At 38.2% G+C, this 20,163-nt stretch carries 23 protein-coding genes; 6 read left to right on the forward strand and 17 right to left on the reverse strand.

Features of this window, described 5'->3' with window-relative positions; all coding sequences use genetic code 11:
* Window positions 1–61: 61 nt before the first annotated feature.
* The 3 genes from gap to glyA form a co-directional block, all read right to left on the reverse strand.
* Window positions 62–1,066, reverse strand: coding sequence for a type I glyceraldehyde-3-phosphate dehydrogenase (gap, locus tag D0T56_RS09615; RefSeq protein WP_163319930.1), 1,005 nt, complete (start codon window positions 1,064–1,066; stop codon window positions 62–64).
* Between the two features lie 242 nt (window positions 1,067–1,308).
* The gene (locus D0T56_RS09620) at window positions 1,309–2,292 is read right to left on the reverse strand and encodes an endonuclease I family protein (protein WP_163319931.1); all 984 of its coding nucleotides are present in this window, start codon (window positions 2,290–2,292) and stop codon (window positions 1,309–1,311) included.
* A 270-nt stretch (window positions 2,293–2,562) separates the two neighbouring features.
* Window positions 2,563–3,843, reverse strand: coding sequence for a serine hydroxymethyltransferase (glyA, locus tag D0T56_RS09625; RefSeq protein ID WP_163319932.1), 1,281 nt, complete (start codon window positions 3,841–3,843; stop codon window positions 2,563–2,565).
* Between the two features lie 895 nt (window positions 3,844–4,738).
* On the opposite strand from glyA, the gene D0T56_RS09630 reads away from it, so the two are divergent.
* Window positions 4,739–5,953 (forward strand): carboxypeptidase-like regulatory domain-containing protein, encoded by a 1,215-nt coding sequence (locus D0T56_RS09630; RefSeq protein ID WP_163319933.1) that lies wholly within the window; start codon window positions 4,739–4,741, stop codon window positions 5,951–5,953.
* A 106-nt stretch (window positions 5,954–6,059) separates the two neighbouring features.
* Here the strand turns inward: D0T56_RS09630 and D0T56_RS09635 are convergent, their stop codons facing one another.
* From D0T56_RS09635 to miaB, 5 genes are all read right to left on the reverse strand, one after another.
* The gene (locus tag D0T56_RS09635) at window positions 6,060–9,113 is read right to left on the reverse strand and encodes a pectinesterase family protein (RefSeq protein ID WP_163319934.1); all 3,054 of its coding nucleotides are present in this window, start codon (window positions 9,111–9,113) and stop codon (window positions 6,060–6,062) included.
* A 535-nt stretch (window positions 9,114–9,648) separates the two neighbouring features.
* On the reverse strand, window positions 9,649–9,966 hold the full coding sequence (locus D0T56_RS09640) for a hypothetical protein (protein ID WP_163319935.1): 318 nt from the start codon (window positions 9,964–9,966) through the stop codon (window positions 9,649–9,651).
* The gene (locus D0T56_RS09645; RefSeq protein WP_163319936.1) at window positions 9,956–10,333 is read right to left on the reverse strand and encodes a phage holin family protein; all 378 of its coding nucleotides are present in this window, start codon (window positions 10,331–10,333) and stop codon (window positions 9,956–9,958) included. The genes D0T56_RS09640 and D0T56_RS09645 overlap by 11 nt, the downstream gene beginning before the upstream one ends.
* On the reverse strand, window positions 10,323–10,514 hold the full coding sequence (locus D0T56_RS09650) for a YtxH domain-containing protein (RefSeq protein ID WP_163319937.1): 192 nt from the start codon (window positions 10,512–10,514) through the stop codon (window positions 10,323–10,325). The genes D0T56_RS09645 and D0T56_RS09650 overlap by 11 nt, the downstream gene beginning before the upstream one ends.
* A 99-nt stretch (window positions 10,515–10,613) precedes the next feature.
* On the reverse strand, window positions 10,614–12,008 hold the full coding sequence (gene miaB / locus D0T56_RS09655; protein ID WP_163319938.1) for a tRNA (N6-isopentenyl adenosine(37)-C2)-methylthiotransferase MiaB: 1,395 nt from the start codon (window positions 12,006–12,008) through the stop codon (window positions 10,614–10,616).
* Window positions 12,009–12,048: 40 nt separating this feature from the next.
* Between miaB and D0T56_RS16755 the strand changes: the two genes are divergently transcribed.
* From D0T56_RS16755 to D0T56_RS09665, 3 genes are all read left to right on the forward strand, one after another.
* Window positions 12,049–12,177: a hypothetical protein gene (locus D0T56_RS16755; RefSeq protein ID WP_255491145.1), complete on the forward strand. Its 129-nt coding sequence runs from the start codon at window positions 12,049–12,051 to the stop codon at window positions 12,175–12,177.
* Window positions 12,178–12,412: 235 nt separating this feature from the next.
* Window positions 12,413–13,639: a site-specific integrase gene (locus tag D0T56_RS09660; RefSeq protein ID WP_163319939.1), complete on the forward strand. Its 1,227-nt coding sequence runs from the start codon at window positions 12,413–12,415 to the stop codon at window positions 13,637–13,639.
* Between the two features lie 120 nt (window positions 13,640–13,759).
* Window positions 13,760–14,095 carry a helix-turn-helix domain-containing protein gene (locus tag D0T56_RS09665; protein WP_163319940.1) on the forward strand — a complete coding sequence of 112 codons (336 nt, stop codon included), beginning with the start codon at window positions 13,760–13,762 and terminating at the stop codon, window positions 14,093–14,095.
* A 54-nt stretch (window positions 14,096–14,149) separates the two neighbouring features.
* Here the strand turns inward: D0T56_RS09665 and D0T56_RS09670 are convergent, their stop codons facing one another.
* On the reverse strand, window positions 14,150–14,323 hold the full coding sequence (locus tag D0T56_RS09670) for a histone H1 (protein ID WP_163319941.1): 174 nt from the start codon (window positions 14,321–14,323) through the stop codon (window positions 14,150–14,152).
* Window positions 14,324–14,689: 366 nt separating this feature from the next.
* Here D0T56_RS09670 and D0T56_RS09675 point away from each other — a divergent pair, with 366 nt between their 5' ends.
* Window positions 14,690–14,872, forward strand: a complete 183-nt coding sequence (locus D0T56_RS09675; protein ID WP_163319942.1) for a hypothetical protein — start codon at window positions 14,690–14,692, stop codon at window positions 14,870–14,872.
* On the opposite strand, the gene D0T56_RS09680 is transcribed toward D0T56_RS09675, so the two are convergent.
* The 3 genes from D0T56_RS09680 to D0T56_RS09690 are packed head-to-tail and all read right to left on the reverse strand — an operon-like array spanning window position 14,873 to window position 17,920.
* A complete protein-coding gene (locus tag D0T56_RS09680) occupies window positions 14,873–15,892 on the reverse strand; it encodes a hypothetical protein (protein ID WP_163319943.1) in 1,020 nt (339 codons plus the stop codon).
* 4 nt (window positions 15,893–15,896) lie between these two features.
* The gene (locus D0T56_RS09685; protein WP_163319944.1) at window positions 15,897–17,486 is read right to left on the reverse strand and encodes a phage terminase large subunit; all 1,590 of its coding nucleotides are present in this window, start codon (window positions 17,484–17,486) and stop codon (window positions 15,897–15,899) included.
* Window positions 17,486–17,920, reverse strand: a complete 435-nt coding sequence (locus tag D0T56_RS09690; RefSeq protein WP_163319945.1) for a DUF5675 family protein — start codon at window positions 17,918–17,920, stop codon at window positions 17,486–17,488. The genes D0T56_RS09685 and D0T56_RS09690 overlap by 1 nt, the downstream gene beginning before the upstream one ends.
* Window positions 17,921–18,065: 145 nt before the next feature.
* Between D0T56_RS09690 and D0T56_RS09695 the strand changes: the two genes are divergently transcribed.
* Complete coding sequence (locus D0T56_RS09695) at window positions 18,066–18,467, forward strand: hypothetical protein (protein ID WP_163319946.1); 402 nt, start codon at window positions 18,066–18,068, stop codon at window positions 18,465–18,467.
* A 17-nt stretch (window positions 18,468–18,484) separates the two neighbouring features.
* On the opposite strand, the gene D0T56_RS09700 is transcribed toward D0T56_RS09695, so the two are convergent.
* The 5 genes from D0T56_RS09700 to D0T56_RS09720 all read right to left on the reverse strand — a co-directional run.
* Window positions 18,485–19,090, reverse strand: a complete 606-nt coding sequence (locus D0T56_RS09700) for a DUF6549 family protein (protein WP_163319947.1) — start codon at window positions 19,088–19,090, stop codon at window positions 18,485–18,487.
* The gene (locus D0T56_RS09705) at window positions 19,080–19,292 is read right to left on the reverse strand and encodes a hypothetical protein (protein ID WP_163319948.1); all 213 of its coding nucleotides are present in this window, start codon (window positions 19,290–19,292) and stop codon (window positions 19,080–19,082) included. The genes D0T56_RS09700 and D0T56_RS09705 overlap by 11 nt, the downstream gene beginning before the upstream one ends.
* Window positions 19,293–19,315: 23 nt before the next feature.
* Window positions 19,316–19,606 carry a hypothetical protein gene (locus tag D0T56_RS09710; RefSeq protein WP_163319949.1) on the reverse strand — a complete coding sequence of 97 codons (291 nt, stop codon included), beginning with the start codon at window positions 19,604–19,606 and terminating at the stop codon, window positions 19,316–19,318.
* Window positions 19,603–19,761: a hypothetical protein gene (locus tag D0T56_RS09715; protein WP_163319950.1), complete on the reverse strand. Its 159-nt coding sequence runs from the start codon at window positions 19,759–19,761 to the stop codon at window positions 19,603–19,605. The genes D0T56_RS09710 and D0T56_RS09715 overlap by 4 nt, the downstream gene beginning before the upstream one ends.
* A partial coding sequence (locus D0T56_RS09720; RefSeq protein ID WP_163319951.1) for a hypothetical protein occupies window positions 19,751–20,163 on the reverse strand: 413 nt, incomplete at its 5' end. The genes D0T56_RS09715 and D0T56_RS09720, both read right to left, overlap by 11 nt.

Genomic DNA, 20,163 nt, shown 5'->3' on the forward strand with positions numbered 1-20,163 from the left:
TCTTAAAATAAGAAAGCGGAAGTCGTAGACTCCCGCTTTCTGCATAAATATGGATTTATTATTATGCGTTAACTTTAGCCATGTGAGCGATAAGATCCAACATTTTAGTTGAGAATCCCCACTCGTTGTCATACCAGCTAACAACTTTTACGAATGTTGGGCTCAATTGGATACCGGCTTTAGCATCGAAGATAGAAGTACGTGGATCGCCGATGAAGTCAGAAGAAACTACTGCATCTTCAGTATATCCAAGAACACCTTTCAATTCGCCTTCTGATGCTTCTTTCATAGCTTTACAGATATCTTCGTAAGAAGTTTCTTTAGCAAGACGAGCAGTCAAGTCAACAACAGAAACGTCAAGAGTAGGAACACGCATTGACATACCTGTAAGTTTACCGTTCAATTCAGGAATTACTTTACCTACTGCTTTTGCTGCACCTGTAGAAGAAGGAATGATGTTTCCTGCTGCTGCACGTCCGCCTCTCCAGTCTTTAGCTGAAGGACCGTCAACTGTTTTTTGAGTTGCAGTTGTAGCGTGAACTGTAGTCATCAATGCTTCCAAGATACCGAATTTGTCGTTCAATACTTTAGCGATAGGAGCCAAACAGTTTGTAGTACAAGATGCGTTAGAAACAAATTGCTCACCTTTTTGGTATGTGTTGTGGTTTACTCCGCAAACGAACATACGAGTGTCGTCTTTTGAAGGACCAGACATAACTACGTATTTTGCACCGGCGTCGATGTGACCTTGAGCTTTTGATTTTTCAAGGAAAAGACCAGTTGATTCTGCGATATATTCAGCACCAACTTCGTTCCATTTCAAATCAGCAGGATTTTTTTCGGCAGTTACACGGATAGCGTTTCCGTTTACAACAAGTTTGCCGTCTTTTACTTCAACTGTTCCGTCAAATCTGCCGTGAACAGTATCATATTTAAGCATATATGCCATGTATTCAACGTCGATAAGGTCGTTGATACCTACAATTTGGATGTCTTTTCTACCTTGTGCTGCACGGAAAACTAAACGTCCGATACGTCCGAAACCGTTAATACCTACTTTAATCATTTTTGTAATTTTTAATTGGTTAAAAATATTGTGAATTATTTATTTTCAATCTTCTACCCGTATAGAACAATGTGCTGATATTTATTGTTCCGTTTTAGACGCACAAAAATATATAAAAAATCTCTTTTTAACTAATAATCTTATAGTAAAAATCATTCTCAAAAAGCATATTTTTAGGCTTTTTAAACAATAAAAATCATTCTGTAAACTGCGCTTTACATTTTGTATAAAAATGGAATTATTCATTTAGCAAATCTGGAGATCAGAATACCTATTTTCTCCTTTGCCTGAGAGAGATAATATGCCACTTCGTCTTTTGTGTAGGTATAATTTATTTCTTCTTTTTCACTTTCGGGCAGATTGTATGCCAAGTGTTTTTTGTTGCCCCAGATATATTCAACTAACTCAGGTTCATCTACGAAAGGGTTTCTATTGTGTTGAATTTTAAATACTTCCGAGTTTCTTCGCCTTTCTTTTTCGCTCACAGGGTCTTGCCTGTGCCATTTCAGCAACATATCTTGTGCCCAGAGTTGCAAACCCGGGTATCTTTCGTTGCTCAACATCGACTTTGTTGCATCGTTACGCCAATGCCAGGCGTAATCTTCATAACAGGTGATCATGTAGAAATATATACGTGCAAAATCTCCTTTATATTCGTCGGATGGCTCGAAAACCATTCCTTTATATCCATTTGGATATGTGTTCTGCCCAACCTTCGACGAGTTGTTGTCGAATTTGGCGATACCGACTTCGCCCAAAGGAAAATTAGCTTTAGCCGAATTAGCCTTGTAGTCGGACGGGAAAAGGTTGTGAAGGTCGCCATTGGCATCGAACGAAGAATATTTGTCTTTTGTGCCCCACCAACTGCGAGGCATGCAGTGTTCACGGTTTTGCAAGTCTCCGCCAATATAGGTTTCATGCTTGTTGTCGGAATACATATCCCAGAAGTATCCATCCGGATGCCAGTCGGTTTTCACGAAATAGTTATCCCACCAGTAACGTGCCGACGTGTTGTCGCTGAAATCGAGTGTCTTATGGCTTCTTATTCGTTTGTGTAAGGCTGTTTTTAAGGATGCGGCGTTCAGTCCGTCCAGATTTTTGTGGTATGCAGGAAGAAGATTCTTACCGTAGAAAAATGTCAGAAAAATGGCAAATATTGCGGTTAATATTCCTAAAAATATCTTTGTTTTGCGGTTTTTCTTCGATTTTTTTCTGTTTTTTGCCATAGTTTTGTTCAAAAAAGTTGTCTGAAAGTAAATAGCACTTGAATGGTGTTAGTTTATTTTTTTAGACAATTTTTTTTGATGTAATTGATGTAGATCGGTAGTTGAAATTGTTGGTTTGAATTATACAAATCATATTTGTAGGGGTGAAAAATCTTTCACCCTCTGATATTCGGACTTTCGGGCAGACTAGAAGCCTGCCCCTACAACCCACTCTCGAAAGGAGAATGGGTTGATTTCCTCTCATTATAAGTTAGTTTAGTGAAATATTATTTACCAAGCAAACAACGGATAATCTTTCATCATTTGGTTTACTTTCTCTCTAACGGCCTTGATTGTGCTCTCATCCTGATAGTTAGAAAGAACGGTGTCAACCATTTCTACTATTTCGCCCATCATTGGCTCTTTAGCTCCACGCGTTGTGATGGCAGGTGTTCCGAAGCGTAATCCTGAAGTCAGGAACGGACTGCGGCTATCGAAAGGAACCATGTTTTTGTTGGTTGTAATATCTGCTTCCACAAGAGCCTTTTCGGCAGCTTTTCCTGTCAATTCGGGGAATTTTTGTCTAAGGTCTACAAGTATAAGGTGGTTGTCTGTTCCTCCCGATACTACTTTGTATCCTTTATCCTTAAATGCCTGAGCCATAACAGCCGCATTGGTCTTTACTTGTGTTTGATATACTTTATATGAAGGGTCTAGTGCTTCGGCAAACGATACGGCTTTGGCTGCGATAACATGTTCTAGCGGACCGCCTTGCATTCCGGGGAATACAGCCGAATCGAGTAGGGAAGACATCATTCTGATTTCGCCTTTCGGAGTTTTCTTTCCCCAAGGATTTTCAAAATCCTTACCAAGAAGAATAGCTCCACCACGAGGTCCACGAAGTGTTTTATGAGTGGTTGTGGTTACGATATGAGCATACGATAGCGGATTTTTCAATAAACCGGCAGCAATCAAACCGGCAGGGTGAGCCATATCTACCATGAAGATGGCGCCGATGGCATCAGCTATCTGACGGATGCGAGCGTAATCCCACTCACGAGAATAGGCAGAAGCTCCTGCTATAATCAATTTCGGTTTTTCGCGCATTGCCACCAATTCCATTTGCTCATAATCAACTTCTTCTGTTATTTCCTGAACATTATATTCCAAAGCCTGAAACATTAGTCCTGAGAAATTGACAGGCGAACCATGCGAAAGGTGACCGCCATGCGAAAGATTCAATCCTAAAAATTTGTCGCCGGCCTGCAAACATGCCAGAAATACGGCGGCGTTTGCTTGTGCGCCCGAGTGTGGCTGAACGTTTGCCCATTCTGCCCCGAACAATTCCTTCAAACGGTCTATTGCCAGTTGTTCGCTCAGGTCTACAATTTCACAACCTCCATAATAACGTTTACCAGGGTAGCCTTCTGCATATTTATTGGTAAGACACGAGCCCATAGCCTCCATAACTTGTGGGCTGACAAAGTTTTCGGAAGCGATCAGTTCGATTCCTTTCAACTGACGTTGATACTCTCTTTCAATGATGTCAAAAATAGCGGTATCTCTTTTCATAATAAACAATATGTTTTTTGAAGTTGTAAATAAGTTGCAAAGATAAATTATTCTGTCTTATAGACATAAATTTTGTTAGTCTTTTATCAGGCCTTTCTCAAAATTTATCTTTTATTCCATTTCCACGTATATCATACCCGTAGTGCAATTTAGAAAATAAAAGATAACTAATGCCAATCGGTAGTTGAGTTTGTTATAACGAAAATGTTCAATTATTTTACATAATACCCTGCGCGCAATCAAAGATTCCTTGCATCCCTTTTGAGTCGCCTTCGCTCCTCGATTGTTAATTGCCCCAAGCCGCAAAAGGAATCAAAAAGGCTTTCTGTGACTAAGGCTTCTTGCCGACCCACAAACAGCTTATAAGCGGAACAAAAAATAACTCGCACCAAAAGTCTGTCAAAATCAGAGTGGTCTGGTAATGCTCAAACAGCTTTTTGTTCTGGTCGCTTATCTGCGCTGTGTGGGTACCCCGTCAATCAGCCAAATGTCACGTTTTTAAAATTGGGCGTAAGCGTGACGTGCATTAGTGACGCAGCCGGGTGACCTGACCGATAAAGTTGGCGCAAAACTAAATATCTGTCTGAGCGTAGCGAGTTTATTTAGTTTAGTCAACGAATCGCTTTGTCAGGTCGGCGAGTCACGAAGCACTGTTTTTTGCAACTTTTTGACACCAAAAAGTTGAGAAGACAAGTCTCTGCAAGAGACGCGGCAGTAAAAAAGGTACAATTTAAACCAACACTTTTATTCTAGAAAATCCAGATAGCAGCAACAGAGAAAGGTTTGCTGCTATTTTTGTTTACAGACAGCAAGTGATATGAAAATAATTCCCTTATATTTGCAAAAAAAGCAAACATTTAAACATTAATTAACCTCTATCCACATCCCCCAAATTATGAGAAATTTAATATTTTCATCATTAGTACTCTTTGTGTTCACTCTTTTTTCTTGCGAAGACAACGACGAACTCACTATCACTATCAACGAAATAAGCTCACTTGAAATAAAAGTTGTTGACAAAGACAAAAAACCTCTGGAGAATGCCGATGTTATATTAACGGATGTGCGAACACAAACTATTATATTAAACGAAACAACCGACAACACAGGCATCTGCAAATTGGATAAGATATTACAAGGTACATATAAGTGTATTGTCCGTGCCAAGAAAGATGGGGTAACATATCAAGTGTCTTCTGTTTTTCAAACCTTTGCTAAAGACAAAAAGGTTGTTGAATATAGCCCCTTCAGTAATGTTGGCAACATAAATATAATCGCTACCACAGAAGGAGTGCCTGTAGCTGATTTCACAAAATATACCGTAGCGGTAGTTTCTTACAACTATTCAATCCGCTATGTTGATGAAATAAAAAGATACGCACAATTTACTACCAACCTAGACAAAGATGGTAAAGTACAAATATCTGATGTTCCGGCAGATAATTCATACAAAGTATATATCTATAAAGGTGATGATATATATGCCTCTTCATCATACTTTTCTATGACAAAAAAAGATTTGGATATACCTTTATTGTTTAACATCGGAACATTAAACATTACTCTCGAAGGAGAGGTTGCTAAATTTAGTGATTATGATGTAGCTATTGTAGCTCATACCTATTCCGATATGAGCATTGAATATATAAAGTCAAACACTTTATTTTCTGCAAAATTAGATGATAACGGAAAGGCAACGATTTCAGAAATTTTGAAGGAAAAAGGTTATAGGGTTTTTCTTATAAAAGACAACAACGTATACGATTACAAAAACTTTTATATTTCGAACAACACATTAGATATTTCATTCATAACAAGAACTCTCACTGTAAATGTATCGGGAATTAATAAAAATCCGGAAAACTTCTCAATTGCGTTGACAAAGAACAGAGTTTCTAATATCAGTTCATTGGAAAGCGAAGCCATTCTTGTTGGCAAACTAAACACCGAAGCTAAAGTGATATTTTCTGAATTACCGCTTATAGATGATAGTTACTATTATTATGCATATCTTTACAAAGACAATAAAATATATGACAATAGTTCGATTTATATGGGCAGTAGCAACAACAATTTATCTACAACCATTTATACATATATAAATGAGTAACCCGTGGTGCATTTAGATAATGAAAGATAAGATTTACATAACAAATAAACAAAAACGGGGTTGCAAATTAGTTTGCAACCCCGTTTTCATTATTATCTTACTCTGCTCAATTTTTTATAATTCTTTGAGTTTCGGCTCCGGCATTAGTACTGATAGAATAAAAATAAACACCAGATGCTAACGATGCACCATTGCATTGCAAAGAATGAGTGCCTGCACTTTGTTTTCCTTCCGTCAGCTTGCTTACCAATTTTCCGTCGATTGTATACAGGTTTATATTCACATCCGAATCACTATCCAAAGTATAATTTATGGAAAATGAATCAACTATCGGATTTGGTGTACAATAAGAAGCAAAAGTTTTCCCGTCTACCTTATCATTAGTGATAGAAGTATTCAAATCTGAATCGGGAGCTTCTTTCGGCATCCAGTCAGCTGTAAATGCCGGATCTGTCGTTTTTTTGAAGATATTTGAAACCGTAAATACTTCTGCCTCTTGCGCCGTAATCACCTTACCTTCGTTCGCACGTTTCGCCAAACGGTCGGCTGCTGCACCATCTCCCGTACAACCATATTCAACAAATACAGGATTTAAACCACCGTTCATAGTAGACCATCCTTTTTCATTCAGAGTGGCAGGAACATTGCAACGAATAAATGCCGACTTCGGATTATTTTGCCAAGGACGTCCATAGAAGAATGTCTTGAATGTCTTGCCATTAAAATCGACATAAGAAGTAGACGGAGCTGTCAAGTCACAATCCAAGAATACCATACCAAATTTAGAAGAAGCTGCAGTAGAAGGTGCAGTCAGAACGCTTTCGTCACGGTTTACATAAGTTGTACACTGGTCGAAAACAACCGTTTGCGTACCGAAAATGAAATCGACGTTACCTTCTATATAACACTCTTTGAAGTAAACTCTACCAACGCCACCCCATGCGTAATATGTATCCTGATAACCTTTTATTTTACAGTTATAAAAACTCTGGCGATCGCCGCGTGTCCTTAACGCCACAGCCTGAGTGTTCTTATTGATAGCTTCATTGGCTTTCGAGTTCACAAAAGTATTCTCGATTGTAATATTAACTGCCATGAAATCGTCGGCATCAATAGCCATTGTCTGGCAACCGCTCGTTCCCCATCCCAAACCTGTTGATGGATTTATATCTCCTGCAGAAATATTATTTGTAATGATAGTAGTTTCGGCATCTTCACCAACCAGATACACATTCACTTTGCCCGAAGCCAGTGTAGGACGTTCGGTATATGTGCCCGGTTTAATTTTAATGATCCATCGTCCTGTATAATTTGAAGGAACGGCATCAAATGCTGCCTGCACGGTTGTATAATCGCCTGAGCCATCTTGACTTATAATTTTTGTTACATCAGGGTCTGTTGCTTTCGTAGTCACTGAAATTTCATTTCCGTAAGCCACACCGGTACTGTTGACAGCATAAGCACGAATATAATATTTTGTTTCGGGAGTCAATTCTCCGATATATCCTTTGAATGTACCCAAGCCGCTGCCTACCTCAACTTTATTTGTTTCGATGGTAGGATTAGTTTCCGTGCCCCAAACAAGGCCTCTTTCCGTAACATCCGTACCACCCCATGCCGTAACATCGCCCGACACTTCCACTGACATATTGCGAACATTTGACGATGTTTTTGTTGCAACCGTAGGAACCTCCAATACGGCTAAAGTGGTAAATGAAATTTCATTTCCGTAAGACGTTCCCGCTTTGTTTGTTGCATAAGCACGGGTATAATATTTAGTACCTGCTGTCAGTCCCGACAATGTTGATTCAAAAATTCCGGAGCCATCGCCATCAACCGATTTAGAATTGTCAATTGTTGGATTGGCAGACGTTCCCCAAACCATACCACGCGCGGTAACTGTTGCTCCGCCGTCGTTTGTTACGGTTCCTCCCGCAAGAGCCGTTGTTGTAGAAATATAAGTAGCTGCCGAAACTGTGCTCACCTCTGCCGGATCGGCTGTTGCTCCGAGCAAAGTTCCCGAAATGGTTACATTACGCACACCTACCAATTTATTGGTAGCATCAGATTTATGGTAAGGATATATACGTACATAATACGTTTCGCCTGTTGCTACAACTTCCGGTGTAGCCAATGCTATATCCCATTGCTGCAACTTTTCATTAACCAAGTCCGTAGCCGCTTTCAATTCCGTTTTTGTAGCAAAATTAGCATCTTTAGAAGCATATACAGCAGCAACCATATTATTAGTACCCGCAGCTGCTGAAATCAAAAGAGATAAATTGGTTACTGTTAAAGTAGCACCAACTTTAGGTGAAACAGCATACTGAACGTAAACATCATCAATAATATTAGTTGATGCAGTCCATGCACAATCATTTGTATTTGTACAGAACGTACCATTAGCAACCTTATCTGTTCCATCAGGAAGAATAACACGCGCATCCCATCCATATTGTCTTGTGTTGGTACTATAAGACATATCCTGCGCCAACAAAGCTCCGCTAACAACGGGTTTCAGATCGGATATAAAAGGCCACGTAACAGATGCAGCCACTTCGGTAGCTTCGGTTTCTCCGGAAATCTTAATATCTTTCAGACACATGTATTTCCCTGTTGTACTTCCATCTCTGTAATACGGATAAATACGAAAATAAACCTTTTCGCCAGCTTCCAGCTCAACATCGAGAGTTTCCTGTAACTGCCCGTTAGTTTCATAAACCTGAGCCAAACTCGTTTCTTTTTTAAAGTCAATTTGAGTTTTAGTAGTAAATGTAGGATCGGTTGAATAATAGAAAGCAGCTCTCAAATGGCTACCTCCTTTACCTGCAATATACGCAGATATCTCTTTTGCTGTAAACTTATTTCCGGCTTTGGGAGTAACGGAAAATTCCACATAGCAATCTTCTTTTTCTGCCGTATGCCAAACCGTAGAACCTCCACCTTCGAGCATTATCACAACAGTGGCATCAGCACCACCATAGCTATATACCTCCAAGCCTTTGAGTTTCATTTCGGCATTTTCCAGTTGCCCACTGTAAGACGGAGTATCTTTAGTATCATTTACAAGAGGCCATGTAACGGAAGCCACCTGATTTTCCGCTTTCATCTGCCAGACGCAAATAAGCAGGAAAGACAAAAGTAAAGTAAGTTTTTTCATGTAATAAAATTTAGTTTTATTAGTTTTTGGGTTAGATCACAATATTAATATTATACGATCGCTCCGAGGGGTAAAAATTGTTTTCTCACGAGGGTCAAATTGACACTGTGAAAAACTTAGTTAATTGACACAACAGTGTATCATATATTTCTGTTAGTTATGTTAGTTATGTTAGTTATGTGAATCAGTAGTTGAAAAGTGTTAGTTTTTATTCTACAATATCTTTTCAGTAGGGGCGAAAAATATTTCGCCCGATATTATTGACATGAGGGCGTAAGATTTTACGCCCCTACTTTTGGGCAGACTAGAAGCCTGCCCCTACAACAATACCCTATCTGATTGTAGGGGTGGGTGTTGACTACATTACATTCCGTCGAATGTTATTTCTACTCCACCCGTAGATTCGTTGAGTAAAACCAACGTTTTAAGTAGCGATAGCATAGCCAAGTTTACTTAGGCTATGCCGAGTCACGAGAAATGACTAATGCAATTGAACGTTTTCAACTACTGATTGGCATTAATATTCGAAAGTTCTTTATTTCTTTTTACCGAAGAACATGTTTTTTACTTTCTTGGTTAGGATTCCGATCAAAAAAGGTTGGGCGATACCCCATGCAATTGGAAGTATATCGTTCGAAAATCGCATTATGCCTGAAATAGGTGAGGAGTCTTTTTTCTTGCTGTTACTGCTACCCGAACCGAATGGAAATATCGACTTCAACAGTAACGAACCCCAATTGTGACTTATATATTTCATTTCTTTCGCCAATCTTTCTTCTTGATGAACGAGAGAGGCTTCAAGTTCTTCCTTTTCTTTTCTTAACTGGTCGAGGGCTGATACTTTAGTCTTCATTCGATTCTACTTTATGTATGATTTTAACCATCAGATTAGCCAATGATTTTCGGAGCGATTTTCCTACTATCATTGTTACTATCAGCAATATGACGACAACCAGAGCCATAACTCCAAATCCGGCAGCATAACTTCCCAAGCATTCTCCGAGAAATAAGCCAAAGGCAATGACTCCCAGAAAAAATATACTGAGGGCAAATACTCCTAAAATGATGAAGAAGCCTAAATGTCCGAAAGCTAAGGCTAACTTTTCGTATGTCGATAGTTTCAGCCATTTCAGCTTATTCTGCAAATACCCGTGAAGGTCTGCTTTAATTCTTTCGTATAAGCCAAACAGGTTGATATTTTCTTCTTGTTTATTCTTCATCTTCTATCAGGTCTTCCAATTCTTCTTCGTCGTCTACGAATCCATCTTTAATTTTTCGCACCAATTTACCTGCTTCATGAAGCCATTCGTCTCTATGGTCGGATGTTGCTATGTAAGTAACGGCTGCTCCTATTGCTGCACCTACGGCCAGAAATAGTATGTTTGTACTTGCTTTTCCCATATTCTTTTTGATATTTAAGAGTTAATAAACTGGATTTAGACTACTCAAATATAACATTTTTATGTTAAAGATGTTCAAGCAACGGTACATTTCGTTACATTATTTAACAGCTTCGCCGAATAGTGTTGCGGAAGTATGGCCTGTAACCTTTACCTTCACCAGTTGACCCACTTTATAGTCATCTTTATCGAAAATGATGACCTTATTTTGTGACGAACGTCCAAACAGCTGTTCTTTCGACCGCTTCGAGAATCCTTCGACAAGCACCTCGAATGTTTTACCCACATCGTTTGCGTTGCTCTGTTCGGATAGTTGGTTTTGCAGGTCTATTATTTCTTGTAGGCGTTTTATTTTGATCTCTTCCGAAATATCGTCTTTCAGCCTTTTGGCAGCAAAGGTTCCGGGGCGTTCCGAGTATTTGAACATGAAAGCCGAATCGAATACTACTTCCCGCATCAGGGACAAGGTTTCCTGATGATCTTCTTCCGTTTCGGAATGGTAACCACACATAATGTCGGTCGATATTCCACATCCCGGAATAATTCGTTTTATTGCAGCAATACGATCCAGATATTCTTCCCGATTGTATCTGCGTTTCATCACTTCTAGCATTTTACTGCTTCCCGACTGTACGGGCAGATGGATAAATTTACACAAATTATCATATTTAGCTATCACCTCCAATGTTTCGTCGGTCATGTCGGTAGGGTAGGATGTCGTGAAACGTATACGCATGTCGGGCGCAGCTTCGGCAACCATGCTCAAGAGTTGAGGAAAATCAATTACCGAGCCGTCCTCATTGCTGTATTTGTAAGAATTTACATTTTGTCCGAGCAGTGTTACTTCTTTAAAGTTCTTTTTACGGAGATCGTTTAGTTCGTTCAATATGCTTTGAGGTTCACGGCTACGTTCCCTGCCTCTGGTATAAGGCACGATGCAATAACTGCAAACTTTATCGCATCCCCGCATGATGGAGATGAACCCGGTGAGGTGATTTCCTCCTATTTTCAGGGGGATCACGTCTTTGTAGGTTTCTGTTTTCGACAGTTTCACGTTGATGGCTTTTTCTCCGTTTTCGACAGCGCCGATTAAACTGGGCAAGTCTAAGTAGGCATCGGGACCGACAACTAAATCGACATGATGCTTTTCGATCAACTCATCCTTCACGCGTTCTGCCATACAACCTAATACGCCGATAATCATATCCCTTTTCTTTTTCCGCTTTATTGCGTTTAAATACTCGAGGCGTTGAATAACCCGCTGTTCGGCATTGTCTCTGATAGAACAAGTGTTCAGAAAAACGGCGTCGGCGTCGTCAAGATTGTCTGTAACAGAATAGTCGACCATTTCCATAACAGAGGCCACCACTTCGCTGTCTGCCACATTCATCTGGCAGCCATACGTTTCGATGAAAAGTTTTTTGTTTTCTTTTTCAGTCGTGGATTTAAAGACTGAGATATCGTCTTTTTCTGAGTTTTCTTTATTTATATCCATTTGTTTATATTCTTGTTTTGCAGCAACTTATATAAGATTTATGGAAAAATACATTCTACCTATAAATAGGGTTTTGGCTGAGTTGTATGCAAATTATATGCAAGAGATTAAGGACGAAAAGCTACCTCAATTCTATATTTCCCTACCCATTTTTCCTAATACAAGTTGATATTTTAGTCATCAATTTCGTAAACTTTCAGCCTGCAAAGATAATCATTCTTATTTCGAAAATTAAAATTTGTACTAGATATTCTGGCTGTCTTTAAGTTTATAAAACATTGATAAGCATATACTAACTATTCTGAAATAATTAATATCAATTATTCTTCTATCAAACCAATTACTATTAATCCTTCTACTCTTTAATGAAGTTCCAAGAAGAGTCGAATTTTAATGAAGTCAATATGTATAAAATAAATTATAATAGAGTTACGATAAAAGCCGTATTAGATAAGAGATTCAAACGAAAAAGCGGACTATACTCCATCAAGATACAAGTTTGTTATCTAAAAACACAAAAATACTATAGTACTGGAAAAGAGTTATGTGAAGAGGATTGGAATAAATTATCCGATACACGAATTGCATCTTTAGTTCAGGTTCGTAATGCTGTAAAGAGCAGTTTCGATTTCGTTTCGCGAATTGTAGAACAACTATGGGCAGAGGATGGTTTTTCTTTTGATTTGCTAAATATGAGACTAGGAAGAACTTCTGGTGAAACAGTTAACCAAACTTTTAAAATAAAAATGGAGTTATTAAGAAAAGATGGTCAGATTGGAACTATGATTTTTTATCAGAATGCGCTTGTCAGTTTGGAAAGGTTTGCAGGAGAATCAGTTGCATTCACAAGTATTACTGTGGATTGGTTAAAAAAATATGAAAATTTCCTGTTAAAGGGTGGAATGCAATATGCAACTGTTGGGATGCGAATGAGAGGGCTCAGAACCATTATAAATATGGCAATAAGAGATAATCTGATAAATAAACAAAGTTATCCATTTGGTAGAGATAAATACGAAATAAAAACAGGTGAATCTATAAAGAAAGCCCTAACATTAGAACAAATAAACAAGTTTGTTAACTATGATGACAATGAAAAAGAAACTGAATTTTATAGAGATTTGTGGTTTTTTATTTACTTGTGTAATGGAATCAATGCAGCTGATTTGGTTAAATTGAAATTCAAAAATATTATAGATGGGGAGATCTACTTTATTAGAGAAAAGACAAAGAGGACAACCAAAAATATAAAGCATATTCGAGCCATAATAACTCCGGAAATGGAGGCCATTATCAAAAAGTGGGGAAATCTGCCTCATAAAAGCAATTATATTTTTAATTTATTGTTAAATTATTCTGAAAATCCTGAAGTGCATAAATATGAAGTACAGTTATTTATAAAAAGAATGAATACAAAAACTAAAGATATAGGGAATAAACTTGGTATTGGAAATGTCACAACATATACAGCCCGCCATTCATATGCGACTGTATTAAAAAGAAGCGGAGCTAACATATCATATATTTCAGAATCTTTAGGACATTCAAACTTGACAACAACGGAAAGCTATTTGGCTTCATTTGAAAGAAAAGAACGAGAAAAGAATGCAAAAATGCTAACCCAATTCTAAAAATTTAGAACTAAAATAAAAACGAAAGATAGAGTTTATAAACATTTATTTTATTATGGTTCTATTTCTTATATAGTATGAGTTGAAAGTAATAGATTTTATATAATTTGCGAAAGATTAATGGAAAGAATTATTGTAACCACCCCAGATGAATTACGTTGTATTATAGAAGATGTTATCAAAAATCATTACCCAAAGGAAAGTAAAAAAGAAATTCCAGAAAATTTATCTTTAGACGACACTTTATCTTTTTTGAAGGAAAATGGTTTTCCAACATCAAAAGCTCAGATATATAAACTAACTTCTTTAAATAAAATACCTTATGGAAAATATGGAAATAAGCTAGTATTTTCAAAAAATGAAATATTAGAATGGGCTAAAAAGCAAGTTACTGATATAACTGGTGATGCAAGTGCTATTCTTCATGTTGTAAGAGATGCAAATCAAAGATATTAGTTATCAACGGGATCAGGTGAGAACACTTGATCCCTTTTTTCTTCAAATTCAATTTTACTTACTTGCGTCAATCGAATCTTTTCGAAATTGCTTAAGGGCTTTTTCGATTGCCAAAGACGTTTTTCTGGCGCGGGTACCAGCTGCTTTGTTTCCGTTTTCTACTTGTAATGCTGCATCTTTAGAAAAGTCTGCAAATAATTGGGTTAAATTGTCTACTAATTCTTTCATCGTAATATTCGTTATTTAATTAATTTCGGAACAAAGATAAATTTAAAAAATAAAATCCTGACTTAAACAAAAGCAAAATTAGCCATCAGATAAGCTATTAGATTGAAAAATAACCAGGATATAATGCAAAATCATAGGTAAATATCTATTTTTGTATTACATATTAGAGAAGAATTAGCGTTTAGCTTATAATTCGAGAGTATCCGAAACGACCAATTTTAAGATACACACTCTGGAGAATATAAGTTAGATGTTCACAATAGGCGTGGACATTTATCTTATTAGAGTGTGTGGGCTTTGGTCGGCCTTGGATACTTAATTGGATATAATGCTCCGCGCTTTTTGTAAATTATAACTCAAATAAAAATGATTGCTAACACTAACGAACAAACAAATCAGAAGAAAGACGAGCTGACACAATCCATACTTGATGAAATGAAAAGAAACGGCTTGCTTGACGAACTGACTCAAGATAGCCCATATCTTGAAATTCAATACTCAAACAAGACCGTTATTTGTAAAATAGAGAACAAAGAAGAAGAGCTATAATCAGGTCAACCACGGATTCTTATACGGGTCATAGTCCGTCTGAAATGTGGCAAGTTGCCAGTCCATGACTTCCTTTTTATCTTCCGCCAGTTTACGAGGAATTTGCGGGTTTAGCTTTAATCTGGCTGCATCCGAGAGCCATTTCATGGAATCCTCATAATCTTTTACCCTGACAACACTTACGTTATTGGGGGCGATGAGTTTTGTCAATTCATATACAGCTAATCGCACCATGTGTTTTTTCAAGTTGTAGTTCCGGCAATCATTTAAGGTAAGGTTCTTCCCTACTTCCGGAATATCGGCATTCACATCGATTTCCGGATGAAACACTTTTCCATTGTAGACCACATATTCGTGTTCAGACAATTCATATTCGTTATGATCCGGATCATAGTTGGCTATTGCACCCCAATTAACTGAATCAAGTGGGCTGATATTGTTATCGAAATCATCCAATGACAACAGCGTATAAAAATCCCCGTCAAAAAGCACAATGTCCCATAACACATAATCCACCGGCTGCCATTCTTCGTATTCAGCCTCCAGCCATCCGTTTACCATTGGTATCCGTATATTGTCGAATTTAAAACCATTTTCAACAAGGCATTTATACAATACCCCATTATAAGAAGTAACCTCATCCTTATAATAAGTTTGGAACTGGGAATAATGCGGAACAGTATTTTGGTCGATATTGATATCAACAAGTTCTTCCCAGTAGTCTACATCGGCAGGAGCTTTGAAGCCACTTATCGGACGAATTACCTCATGAATTTTATCTTCAAAATAAATATGGACTCCAACCGGATAAGTTATGGCACGGTTATATCCTGCGATATATTTCCCCTTATTCAATTCCTTTTCAATTTCGTAATTCTCGCTTAGATGTTCAATGATACTCATTTCCGCAGATTCCTCTGCCTGAATGAATCTATCTTCGTTCCCTCGTGTCATTTGTTCGAGTGATTCTTTGGAAATCACTCCCAGATAATCGCTGTTATTTAAAAATCGTCTATACATAACTTTAATAGCTAAACCCTTCGTTAATAATTGCAGTGGTTAAAACAGATGTGTTATTGTCCCCACCATTCTTAAACTTATACCAACTGTCACGCAAATAGTAGCACAACAAGTAATCCAAACAATCCGATAAATGTCCGTACTTTTCATACTTAACTCCGGTTTTGGGATCAGTCACCTTTTGCTTGTTCTTAGTCCCGTCATTGTTCTTAAGTTGGAAGATCAAATCTTCAGTCAGTTTTCGGCACCGGATATCAATCCGTATTTCCCAACCGTTATATCCGGAAAATAATTCGTTGACAAAATCACATCGGGTAACCTGTGGTGGCTGTTTCTTTAATAACTTCAGTTTCGGTCGGAGAATCCCTCCACCCAACGTATCCAAGATGATAGTATAGTTATTTACTCCATCTTCATTAGTCGTTGAACGTTGCAAACCTGATGGGTCTCCGGTTACATCAACTCCGCCTATATGCTTATCCCGGTAGAGTTTATTTTTTATTTTACGGGATAGCGCAGGTGTATTGTTTTCCTTGTTCTCCGGTTTGCCCAATATTTCTTCCAGTACATAAATCTTCTTATTATCATAATCAATTTGGGCTGTCAAGATGGACATTTGCGGTGCTACGTTAAAATCCCATGCTGTGATAAGTGGTTTGGATGGATCGAACCGTTGTTCCTTCAATCCTGTAACCAGATGTTTTGCCCCATCAAACTTGTTGTAGATGGCCATGTTGTTTATTTCAACAAAATCCCAGTTACCATAGAGCAGCCGTTCTTTTGTTGCTTGGTCACGGATTTTATTCAAAGCTGCTTCGTAAGTTTGCCTGAAAGCGATGTTCGGATTATCGAATACAGAGAAAGGTACGTATGCTTCTCCTTCTCTGGGAATAACTTTTTCTCCATTCTCATCCTGTACAAAACGGCTGCGAACCCAGTTCATTGTCGGATTGGTAGTCATCAGCATTCGAGATGTCTTAAACGTCTCATGTATCCGCCAACGAAGACGGGAGAACAACACTTCAATAGCCTTTTCAGATATTTCAGAAACCTCATCCACGAAGGCAATTGTATATTCCGAAGAACCGAACCGTTCAAAGTTGGGGTCGCTTGGAATATCCGCCATTTCTTTCATAATGATGACCGAATCGTTCCAGAATGTGAGCGTACCCTCCAGATTGTTTGTTTTATAGTTTACATCTTCCTTCAATCCCCAATCTTTCAGAAGAGCTTTTATAGTATTCCATGTCGATTCCTTCAGCGATTTCAATGTCTTACGTGCTATTACCGCACGGATGTTTTCGAAACGCATGCAGCTACTAACCAGCCATACACTACCCAGAAAACTCTTACCCCCACCTGCGGAACCCCCGCCCAGTATCAATTGAGGTAAATTAAACGTAAGGCATTTCAGGCATTGGGGTTTGTATTGAGGATTACTATTGACATCATATCCGATTAGAACCTGTTCTATATGGCCACCGCAGTGAGGACAATAATCAGGTTGGAGCAATTTCCACAATTCATATTGCTTTGCCGAAGGTTTAAAGTCAATTTTAAGGGATTTAGGCGGCTTGAGTTTGTTGACGGCCATTATACAATCTCTATTGAAATGTTTTTCTCCTTTTCTAGTATCTTCATCAAAGCCTCTAATGTGTCTTTAGACTGAAGAACTTTTCCTTTAACTGTGTTCCTACCCACAATAATACATCCGGCACTGTCGCGCTCGGTATTTCCGGCATGTATCAGAATCCCGAGAAAATGCGGAACATTGTGTAACAGAGGAAGTGTCCTTTTAAATTTCTGGCTTTTCTCCAGAGTAATTTTGTAGATGCCTGCCGAAATAGCTGTTTGGGCATATACTTTCTCCTTGCATTTACATGATTGCCATTTAGATGTGTTGGGACAAGTAAAAGGAAGGTTTCTGACTTTATCTTCGATTGTGTTGCAGAAAAAAACACCATCAACGTATAAGTCTCCGATAGTATAAGTTTCTCCCTTGAATTTTCGCTTAAGAAGTAATTCCATTTTTGATATATATTTGAGTTATATCAAAGAATAGGCAAATGAGGGATACTGATGTTTATTTAAAATATGTATTCTGAAAAGTCTTTTGGTTTTCCCTTCAATTAACAATCCTTTCTTACCTTTGCATGGAATATGAATTATCGGTATGAATAAAATGAAGCATGTGAATAGTTGGATTTCATTCGGCAAGTGGATTGCGGCCGGATTATTGATTATGGGAATAATTCATGATATCGCCACATTTACGCCATTGATCCAAGAAATTTTGGTAGGGCTATCTTTGGAAAAATCCGATGTAGTTATTTGTTTCAGTTTAGGAACAGGAACCTCCCTTATTCTGTGCGGTTTATTAATATTCTTTCTATTAAACCGCTTTGAACGATATAGATTCTTAATCACTCCGTTAATGACCATCAGTATTTTCCTCTTAATTTTTGGTATTCTGTCATTATACTACATGATACATAATCCGTTCGCATGGGTTGTGTCAGTGCTATGTTTTTTGATGTTCGGGATAACCTTAAAATTGAGAGCTATTATAGATTAATAAAATACAAAGAAGAATTACTTCTCCAATTTAATCATTTCCGAATATTTAATTTCCACATACGGATTATCGTTTGAAATGGTCTGATGAATCGCTTTAACGCCCCACCGCCACCAGAGGAACTTATGTTTTGGCTCAACCCATACTGCCTGATGAAGATTGACGGGTAAATGAATACTTCCGTGTAGACTATCATTTTCGATGACACCGTTAATTTGGATATGAGGTGTTTGAACAGCTAAAGTCTTAACAGAGATGACAAGTGTATCTCTGATTATTACTGAATCTTTTAATCCGGCTTGTATTGGAGCATTCACTTCGACCCTATGTTTGGCTACTGCCTGTAAATCTTTCAGCTTTACACCCAGCTTTTTTATCTTCTCAGCATCCTCCGCCCGGTATTGTTTGTATTCATCCAACGTCAGCCGGAGTTGCTTCACATCAATAGCCGTAGTTGTGGAATCCACCTGCATCCGTTTGATATCTGACAACAGAGCCGTTGTGTTAGACTTGTACTTATCCCGTTCCTGCAGTAATTGTTTATACTGACGGTATAAAACAAAAACAGCCGTACCCAATAAAAGTACGGCTAAAAGCATAATAGATATTAGTTTACTCTTCATATTTGATTGATTCGATGGGTATATACCAGATATTTTCATTCAGGAACGATTCAGGAAATAATACCATATAACCTTTATTTTTTCGTCCGTCAAAAGACAAATCTTCGATTATTGTCCCTGTTTTTCCAACTAAAGCGAATAACCTTAGTTCAGCCAATTCTTCCGAAGGCATTACCCGTATTTTACAATTCCTCTTCATCATTCCAGTAAGGATTATACTTTTTGTTATCGTTTATTCTTTAGCAGCTCTTTTATATCGGTCCTCATTTCCCGTAAATCGGTCTGAATGGATGTAAACTGTGTCATTGTCGCTTCAAAGACAGCTTTATCCAACTTAATGGCATCGATCCGTTCATACTGATCTTCAATTTTCAGTTCCAGCGTAGAACATTTGAGTTTCAGTTCCGCAACCTGCGCTGTGTTGTTTACATGCTGTATATACATGGTTACAGCAAATGAGAGAATGGCAACTATCGTTTTAAAGTTAGCCAGTACAAATTCCTTGAATTGGGTCATATAGTTTCGAATAATATTGAAAATGCTTCTTTGACTGCCCGGATAAGCGCAGCTGCCGACTCCGAATCTTTGAATATTCCAAACAGGACAAGCCCTGCGATTATCACAATATAGATAATACGCTCCGCCCTTTTCCTGCTTATCTTATTCTTCATCGCCTTTTTCCTTAGGTTTTGTCTCGGGTACGATTACATTAAATATCACACCACCGTCACTGCCTTCTATCCGGAGTTTGGCTTCCTGCGCATATTTGATCGGATACAAATCCATCAACGCTTTAGCGGCATTGACCGAAACAGCCCTGAGCGGTGCGGGAGATAATGATACTCCGAACTTATCCATGAATTGCGCTGTCGATGTCTCTTCCATCACAACCCTTAAAGTTTCGGCTACTTGTAGTTTAACTGCCAGTGTTTCCGTTTCGCTTTGCAGGTCGGTTATCATCTCCTTTATCCGGGATGCGACATGCGGTTGCGAGAGTAAACGCCTGCTTGCAACAGAGACATTTCTTAGGCCTTCCCCGAATATCTCTTCGTAGCACCTGACATGCTGTCCGG

It is taken from the genome of Dysgonomonas sp. 520, assembly GCF_010501095.1.
GTDB lineage: Bacteria > Bacteroidota > Bacteroidia > Bacteroidales > Dysgonomonadaceae > QVMP01.

Coding starts and splice junctions, on each gene's coding strand:
- D0T56_RS09645 (WP_163319936.1), bottom strand. CDS start 10,333: ATGAAGAATAAACAAGAAGAAAATATCAACCTGTTTGGCTTATACGAA.
- D0T56_RS09640 (WP_163319935.1), bottom strand. CDS start 9,966: ATGAAGACTAAAGTATCAGCCCTCGACCAGTTAAGAAAAGAAAAGGAA.
- D0T56_RS09650 (WP_163319937.1), bottom strand. CDS start 10,514: ATGGGAAAAGCAAGTACAAACATACTATTTCTGGCCGTAGGTGCAGCA.
- glyA (WP_163319932.1), bottom strand. CDS start 3,843: ATGAAAAGAGATACCGCTATTTTTGACATCATTGAAAGAGAGTATCAA.
- D0T56_RS09715 (WP_163319950.1), bottom strand. CDS start 19,761: ATGAAGAATAAGATAAGCAGGAAAAGGGCGGAGCGTATTATCTATATT.
- D0T56_RS09635 (WP_163319934.1), bottom strand. CDS start 9,113: ATGAAAAAACTTACTTTACTTTTGTCTTTCCTGCTTATTTGCGTCTGG.
- D0T56_RS09705 (WP_163319948.1), bottom strand. CDS start 19,292: ATGATGAAGAGGAATTGTAAAATACGGGTAATGCCTTCGGAAGAATTG.
- D0T56_RS09630 (WP_163319933.1), top strand. CDS start 4,739: ATGAGAAATTTAATATTTTCATCATTAGTACTCTTTGTGTTCACTCTT.
- D0T56_RS09710 (WP_163319949.1), bottom strand. CDS start 19,606: ATGACCCAATTCAAGGAATTTGTACTGGCTAACTTTAAAACGATAGTT.
- miaB (WP_163319938.1), bottom strand. CDS start 12,008: ATGGATATAAATAAAGAAAACTCAGAAAAAGACGATATCTCAGTCTTT.
- D0T56_RS09700 (WP_163319947.1), bottom strand. CDS start 19,090: ATGAAGAGTAAACTAATATCTATTATGCTTTTAGCCGTACTTTTATTG.
- gap (WP_163319930.1), bottom strand. CDS start 1,066: ATGATTAAAGTAGGTATTAACGGTTTCGGACGTATCGGACGTTTAGTT.
- D0T56_RS09690 (WP_163319945.1), bottom strand. CDS start 17,920: ATGGAATTACTTCTTAAGCGAAAATTCAAGGGAGAAACTTATACTATC.
- D0T56_RS09680 (WP_163319943.1), bottom strand. CDS start 15,892: ATGTATAGACGATTTTTAAATAACAGCGATTATCTGGGAGTGATTTCC.
- D0T56_RS09675 (WP_163319942.1), top strand. CDS start 14,690: ATGATTGCTAACACTAACGAACAAACAAATCAGAAGAAAGACGAGCTG.
- D0T56_RS09665 (WP_163319940.1), top strand. CDS start 13,760: ATGGAAAGAATTATTGTAACCACCCCAGATGAATTACGTTGTATTATA.
- D0T56_RS09620 (WP_163319931.1), bottom strand. CDS start 2,292: ATGGCAAAAAACAGAAAAAAATCGAAGAAAAACCGCAAAACAAAGATA.
- D0T56_RS09685 (WP_163319944.1), bottom strand. CDS start 17,486: ATGGCCGTCAACAAACTCAAGCCGCCTAAATCCCTTAAAATTGACTTT.
- D0T56_RS09670 (WP_163319941.1), bottom strand. CDS start 14,323: ATGAAAGAATTAGTAGACAATTTAACCCAATTATTTGCAGACTTTTCT.
- D0T56_RS09695 (WP_163319946.1), top strand. CDS start 18,066: ATGAATAAAATGAAGCATGTGAATAGTTGGATTTCATTCGGCAAGTGG.
- D0T56_RS16755 (WP_255491145.1), top strand. CDS start 12,049: ATGGAAAAATACATTCTACCTATAAATAGGGTTTTGGCTGAGTTGTAT.
- D0T56_RS09660 (WP_163319939.1), top strand. CDS start 12,413: ATGTATAAAATAAATTATAATAGAGTTACGATAAAAGCCGTATTAGAT.